The sequence below is a fragment of the Paraperlucidibaca sp. genome (assembly GCF_982810325.1).
The window spans coordinates 1-6,641 of sequence record NZ_CEYEMI010000051.1 but is presented as its reverse complement, the minus strand read 5'-3'; the positions used below and the strand labels follow the sequence as shown (position 1 = coordinate 6,641).

The window sequence follows — 6,641 nt, the reverse complement described above, 5'->3', positions numbered from 1 at the left end:
TGCCCCGCCATCGGGATATACGCCAAATGATCGCAAAGCTCAGCCGTCAAACGGCGCAAACCACTGCCCTCAGCGCCCATCACAATCGCCACAGGTGCTTTCAAATCAGTATCGAAAAATGGCTTAGCGCCGTCCTCCAAGCTAGTACCCACAACCCATACGCCCCGCTCTTTTAACTGCTTCAGCGTACGTGCCAAGTTGGTCACCTGCATAAATGGCACCAGCTCAGCTGCGCCGCAGGCCACTTTGCGCACCACCGGCGTTAGACCAGCAGCTTTATCGCGCGGAGCAACAACAGCATGCACGCCAGCAGCTTCGGCGGTACGTAAGCAAGCGCCGAGATTATGCGGGTCGGTCACGGCGTCAAGTATCAGCAACAACGCTGGCTCAGTCAGGCCATCGAGCAATTCTGCAAGGTCATTGTCATCGCCAGGCTGGCGCTCGCGCACACGTGCCACCACGCCCTGATGTCGGCCGCCTTCTGCCAATTGATCTAGAGCCGAGCGATCACGAAAGGCCACTGTTAGGCCGAGTTGGCGGGCCATCTGTACGATAGGGTTTAAACGCGCATCTTCACGCGTGCTTAGCGCTTGCAGCTCAAGCACACGCTCGGGTTCGTTTTCCAACAGCGCTTGCACGGTGTGCAGGCCATAGATCCAAGACATTTTCGACATAATGAACTCTTACTTATTCAGCTCGTGCGGCAAGCAAATGAGCTGCCTGCCGCGCGACGTAGATAATTTGCGGGGATATTAACGCTTGCGAGTGCGCGGCTTCGAAGCGCCAGACTTGGCAGCATCCGGTTTCGTGCCTTCGCGCTTTGCGGGCTTTGTCGAACCGTCGTGAGCCGGAGCATCTGATGAAGGCTTAGTTCTGCCACCACTTCTCTTCTTCGGCGCGCTTCGTTTTACTTCAAAGCCCGACTCGTCGCTCATGCGCTCACGCATCGAGCGCTTGCCTACGCCACCACCGGTGATGAGCTGGAAGTCCATCTTACGTTCGTCGAGATTGACCGCGGCGACTTTAATCCGTACAGGCTCGCCAATGGCAAAACGCTTGCCAGTACGCTCGCCAACTAAGCGGTGGAATGTGCTATCGAACTGATAGTAGTCATCGCGTAACTGACTGATGTGCACCAAGCCTTCAACGAAGACATCTTCAAGCTCAACAAAGAAGCCAAAAGCGGTGACAGCAGCAATCACGCCGTCGAAATCTTCACCAACGCGATCTTGCATGTATTCGCACTTCAGCCACGCCATGACGTCGCGCGTGGCTTCGTCGGCGCGGCGCTCAGTCATTGAGCAATGCTCGCCGAGTGAGACCATTTGAACTTCACCTGGTAATGGCTCGACTTTGCCGCCAAATGCACCCTTGACTGCTCGACCCATACGCTGGCGCAGTGTGGTTTCTGACTCACCGGCTATGACCGAACGAATAGCGCGGTGCAGCAATAGGTCGGGGTAGCGGCGAATTGGCGACGTGAAGTGCGCATACGCCTCATAAGCCAAGCCGAAGTGGCCAATATTGTTGGGCGAATACACCGCTTGCGACAACGAGCGCAACAACATGGTTTCAATAATGCTTTTGTCTGGACGATCGGCAATTTGCTTAATCAGATCCAAAAAGTCTGATGGTGTCGGCTTTACTGATGCGGTGAAACGCAGGCCCAGAGCCTGTAACGTTACTCGAAGCTTGTTGAGCTTTTCGTTTTTAGGGCCGTCGTGATTACGGAACAAGGCCGGCACTTTCGCTTTCAAGACAAAGTTAGCGGCGGCCACGTTTGCGGCCAGCATCATCTCTTCAATCAGCATGTGAGCTTTGTTGCGAGTGACCGGCACGATGCGATCAATTTTGCGATCGCCGCCAAAGAGGATGCGAGTTTCACCGCTATCGAAATCAAGCGCGCCACGCGTTTCGCGCACGCTTCGCAGCACATTAAATAGTGCAAAAAGCGTGTGCAACGACTCCTTCACCGCTTCTGGCCAGCGCTCAGCTAAGACTTTCGCAGCCTTACCATCGGAATGGACTAAAAAGTCGCTAACTTGATCGTAGGTGGTGCGGGCCTGCGAATGCATAACGCCAGGATAAAATTTATTGCTGGTCATTTTGCCAGCCGCCGAGAAAGTGATGTCGCAAACCATGCACAGACGATCGACGTGCGGGTTGAGCGAGCACAGGCCGTTGGAGAGAATTTCCGGCAGCATAGGCACCACATGACCAGGAAAATACACCGAGTTACCGCGCGCTTTCGCTTCGGTATCAAGCTCGGTGCCTGGGCGCACATAATGCGACACGTCGGCAATTGCTACGACCAAACGGAAGCCGCCACCGCGACGCTTTTCGGCGTAAACGGCGTCATCGAAATCTTTGGCGTCTTCACCATCAATGGTCATTAGCGGCAAGTTGCGAATATCGACGCGGCCGGGCTCGGACTTAGCGGCTTCATCAACTTCGGGCGATAATGTAGCAACCTCTGTCTCAACCTTGGCAGGCCAAACGTGTGGGATGTCGTAGTTGCGCAAAGCAATATCGATTTCCATGCCCGGCGCCATAAAGTCGCCCAACACTTCAACGATTTTGCCGCAGGCGAGGCTACGGCCAGTGGGATACTCGGTGATTTCGACGTTCACAAACTGATCTTGCGTAGCACCAACTGGGCCCGGCTGGACCAAAATATCCTGAGTTAATCGTGGATTATCTGGCTGCACATAGGCGACGCCGTCTTCTTCACGGTAGCGGCCGATAACATGCTTGTAGCGACGAGTTTCCACGCGCGCAACATTGGCTTCGCGGCGACCTTTATGGTCATAGCCTGCAATGCGTACCATGGCAATATCACCATCGAAAAGTAAGCGCATTTGACGCGATGACAGCACAAGATCAGCCCCACCATCGTCAGGGATAAGAAAGCCGAAGCCATCCTTATGGCCTTGCACACGACCACGAATGAGCTCTTCGTCGCGCAGCGGCTGGTACGAGCCACGGCGATCGGACTGGAGCTGGCCATCGCGACTCATAGCGATGAGGCGGCGGCGCAAAGCCTCTACACGCTCATCGTCGAAAAAGCCGAAGTGCTTGGCGAGTTGCGGATGCGTCAGCGGCTTACCCAATTCCTCGAGCGTGGCTAAAATTAGCTCACGGCTAGCAACCGGATTATCGTAACGCTCGGCCTCACGGTCGGCGTGTGGATCATCGGCTGGTGTGGTATTTGGGGGCTGAACAGGCATAAGCAATCTCAATAATTTTGGCTATTCTACACCAAGACAGTTGACAGCTCCGACTCGCCTCACTATATTTCGCGCCTTCATCTGCCCAGATGGTGAAATTGGTAGACACGCCAGCTTCAGGTGCTGGTCCTCGCAAGGGGGTGGAGGTTCAAGTCCTCTTCTGGGCACCATATAGATGCATGAACATGCTCCAGCATGACCTGAATATCCTTTAAAACCGGCCACTTAGCCGGTTTTTTCGTTTCTGCTATACACAAACATTAACCATCATTGGCATACATAAGCCTCTTGCTTCGTGTATGCCACCTTGTATGCTAGAAAAAATTCTAACATTGGCATACAAGAATGAAGCGATCTGAAATCAAACGACGCCCACTGTCTGATACCACTCTTTATGGGCTAGAGCCCGAGGAGAAGGTATATAGGGAGCATGATGGCAGCGGGCTTTATTTGCGTGTTAAACCCAATGGGGCCAAGTCTTGGGAGCTACGCTACAAAAAGCAAAGCGGCGCTTGGTCGTGGCTTGGTATTGGTAGCTTCCCAGAAGTCGGAGGAAAGCTAGCTAGATCTAAAGCTCGTGACTTTATTATTTTAATTTCTACTGGCGTAGACCCAATTGAGCACAAAACTGCAAGCGCATCTGCTGCTGAAAAAGCTAGAGCCTCGACTTTTCGTGCCATTGCAGAGCAGTGGTATGAGAAAAAAGTAACTGATGGCAAAGCTGCCACTACTCTTCATAAGGTTCGTCAGTATCTTGATAAAGATATGCTGCCCAGTCTCGGCAACAAACCTATTTCTAGTATTTCTAGACAAGACTGCATGCGCCTCCAGGAGGCCATAGAGAAGCGAGGGGCTCATAATGTCGCTAAAAAAACTCGTGGGTGGTTAAACCAAATTTTCACCTACGCTATTGCTCAATCACTGATTGAGATGAACCCAGCAAGCGCACTGCTAATTGTTGCGGCTGCCTCGCCGACGCCAAAACCGCACCCGCACCTACTTGAACCCGAACTCCCTGACTTCTTAAGAAAGCTTCGCCAAAGCACATCCCGAATGACTATACGAACAGCAGCATGGATGGTTTTACTTACCGGCAATCGCCAAGACCCAACTCGTCATGCCGAATGGTCTGAAATTGATCTTGAAAAAGGCTTGTGGACAGTACCGCCACACAAAATGAAATCAAAGAGAGCTCACATCAGCCCTTTACCACGCCAATTAGTGGACATGCTAAAAGCATTACAGCTCATTTCAGGACGAAGTCGCTGGGTTTTCCCTGGTGACGGTTCAAAAAATCCAGTTATTAGTGACGTTGCCCTGAATAAAGTGTTCAAGAGCTTTGGCTACAAAGGCAAGATGGTTGCTCATGGCAGCCGCCATACTGCTAGCACTCTACTTCGTGAGCATGGCTGGCATAAAGATTTTGTCGAAGCACAGCTTGCCCATAAAGAGACGGGCATCTCAGGTGTTTATAATATGGCAAGCTATCTCGATCAGCGCATAGTGATGATGCAGTGGTATGCGGATTGCTTAGAGGCCCTTGAAAATGGGCACACTAAGCCGCCTATATTGCAGACCTAAATACCCTGCATACTTCTGACCTGCTCAAACTTGAACTTATTCAGCTTGAGGTGGCAGCTGCGTATTCTGACCGCTTGCACGAGCTCTAGCAGCCAACTCTTGTGCGTAACTATAACCATAAACCTCTTTTGGCTTCACATCGAAAATATCAATGCCTCGGTAGACATCTTGGCCTTTAACCGTCTCTTTGCTCTTTGCCAAAACAATGTAGTCGCCTACACGGTAGCTATATCCTTTGCGATCAAATCGAACGACAACCCATTCAGACTTGTAGGGGATTTGCGAGTCGTTGTAGTTCACATTAAAAACACGAACGGTATAGAGGTCTTTATCAATCGGCTTCCCGAACTTGTCATAAAAAACACCACTAATACCGCCCACAATACTGCCGACAATACCGCCTACGACTGACTGACCTAATGAGCCACCACTCATAGCCGTACCCATAGCACCGGCGTCTCCACCAATTGCAGATCCAGCAGAGCCACCGCGCCCACCACCATAAAGCGCCATAGATCCAATACCGACGATCCGCATTGGATTTTTCTCTCGCTCCATGAGTCGCCCTGGCATCCAGTTATTATTCAACGGGCGATACTCGTTGAGTGTTTTCTGAGAGGCGCAACCAACCATAGATGAAAGTGCTAGCGTTAAGCAGACTGTTAATACTAATGCTTTCACAAAGTAATCCTTTCCAATAAGCATGCTTTGATATGTTGTCAGCAGCGAGCTTTCCGCCCTCTGCACATCTGGAAATTATTCTTCATTTGTCATGCCTTTTTCAAGCTAGTGCCATTTACTTCTGAACACTTCAACTTCTTGCACATCGAGCAGCATGGCCAAGCTTCATAGGTAACCCATGTACGTGAAAGTAACTGGCCTCAGGCACACCTTGCCCACCACAAAGGTACACATCGCGTATGCACAGATTTGGCATGTTTTCGCATACCCCAAAAGGGGCGTATTTGGCCGAAAACTAAAGCGCCAACGAAATCCTGAATCCACTGTGAACTTATTATGCCGTCGACATCCCCAAACCCCCTCTAAAACGCCTCTAATTCGAGCCAATTTTAGGGTGATTTCGACACAATCTGGTGTGCGCACTCCGCATTCAAAGTTGTGCCTACACCTGGGAGGCGGGGTAGTGCCACAAACAGACTGAACCAATGAGACCTGTGCTATCGCATTTGGTCGTGGCCTTCGCCTCTCCCGTATTGCTCGCTATTACTATTGGTTGAATTATCTCTGAGTGAATGCCCTCTCGCATTCTGGCATCGGTGTTGGGTTCTCAGCAGTGGCCGCGTGATAATGGCATTGCTGCCCTTCGCTTCACGCATCCCTGCGCTACGCTGATTTGAATAATCGGTCTGATGCTATGACTGGCGTTGTTGTTTCTATCGCATTGATCGGTGTCTACGCACCTCACTCATTTGCTCGATGACTCTATTGGCTAATTGGTCACTGCGGTAATAACTCCCGCGCTCACTCTAGGTGTGGGCTAGGATTATCTAGGATGAATTAAGGCGAGTGATTCGCTATTGGGTTAATCGGCATTGATGAATTACCTAGATTCTGTATTAAGCCTAGGTATCGGTAATGGGCGGCCTGATTAAGACCTTGGGCTGCTTATTGCCATTAGCCAAAGCGTGTCCGTGCATCCCTGCACTCCCACTTGCACCTTCGGTCGCAGCGTTGAGCGAAAGCCATTTATTTTTTCTGAAAGGCCATAGGCAGATTGGCGTGTGTGCGTTCTAACCCTTATGCGTCCTTACCCAACCTTGTAGTGGTCTAATGATTTCGGACACCAACTTAGGCGAAAATGATCGCCATAGA

The 6,641-nt window shown here is 51.2% G+C and carries 4 protein-coding genes and 1 tRNA gene; 2 read left to right on the top strand and 3 right to left on the bottom strand.

The window, feature by feature from the left end; all coding sequences use genetic code 11:
• Together rlmB and rnr are read right to left on the bottom strand one after the other, a co-directional pair.
• Positions 1 to 674, bottom strand: a 674-nt coding sequence (gene rlmB, locus AC3DKE_RS10790; protein ID WP_487990684.1) for a 23S rRNA (guanosine(2251)-2'-O)-methyltransferase RlmB, incomplete at its 3' end; no start/stop codon positions are given.
• 78 nt (positions 675 to 752) lie between these two features.
• The gene (gene rnr / locus AC3DKE_RS10785; protein ID WP_487990683.1) at positions 753 to 3,227 is read right to left on the bottom strand and encodes a ribonuclease R; all 2,475 of its coding nucleotides are present in this window, start codon (positions 3,225 to 3,227) and stop codon (positions 753 to 755) included.
• A gap of 83 nt (positions 3,228 to 3,310) precedes the next feature.
• Here rnr and AC3DKE_RS10780 point away from each other — a divergent pair.
• Both AC3DKE_RS10780 and AC3DKE_RS10775 read left to right on the top strand, forming a co-directional pair.
• A tRNA-Leu gene (locus tag AC3DKE_RS10780) sits at positions 3,311 to 3,397 on the top strand.
• Positions 3,398 to 3,572: 175 nt separating this feature from the next.
• Positions 3,573 to 4,808, top strand: a complete 1,236-nt coding sequence (locus tag AC3DKE_RS10775) for a tyrosine-type recombinase/integrase (RefSeq protein WP_487990682.1) — start codon at positions 3,573 to 3,575, stop codon at positions 4,806 to 4,808.
• A 36-nt stretch (positions 4,809 to 4,844) separates the two neighbouring features.
• On the opposite strand, the gene AC3DKE_RS10770 is transcribed toward AC3DKE_RS10775, so the two are convergent.
• Positions 4,845 to 5,489, bottom strand: a complete 645-nt coding sequence (locus AC3DKE_RS10770; protein ID WP_487990681.1) for a hypothetical protein — start codon at positions 5,487 to 5,489, stop codon at positions 4,845 to 4,847.
• Positions 5,490 to 6,641 lie beyond the last annotated feature (1,152 nt).

Coding starts and splice junctions, on each gene's coding strand:
- rnr (WP_487990683.1), bottom strand. CDS start 3,227: ATGCCTGTTCAGCCCCCAAATACCACACCAGCCGATGATCCACACGCC.
- AC3DKE_RS10775 (WP_487990682.1), top strand. CDS start 3,573: ATGAAGCGATCTGAAATCAAACGACGCCCACTGTCTGATACCACTCTT.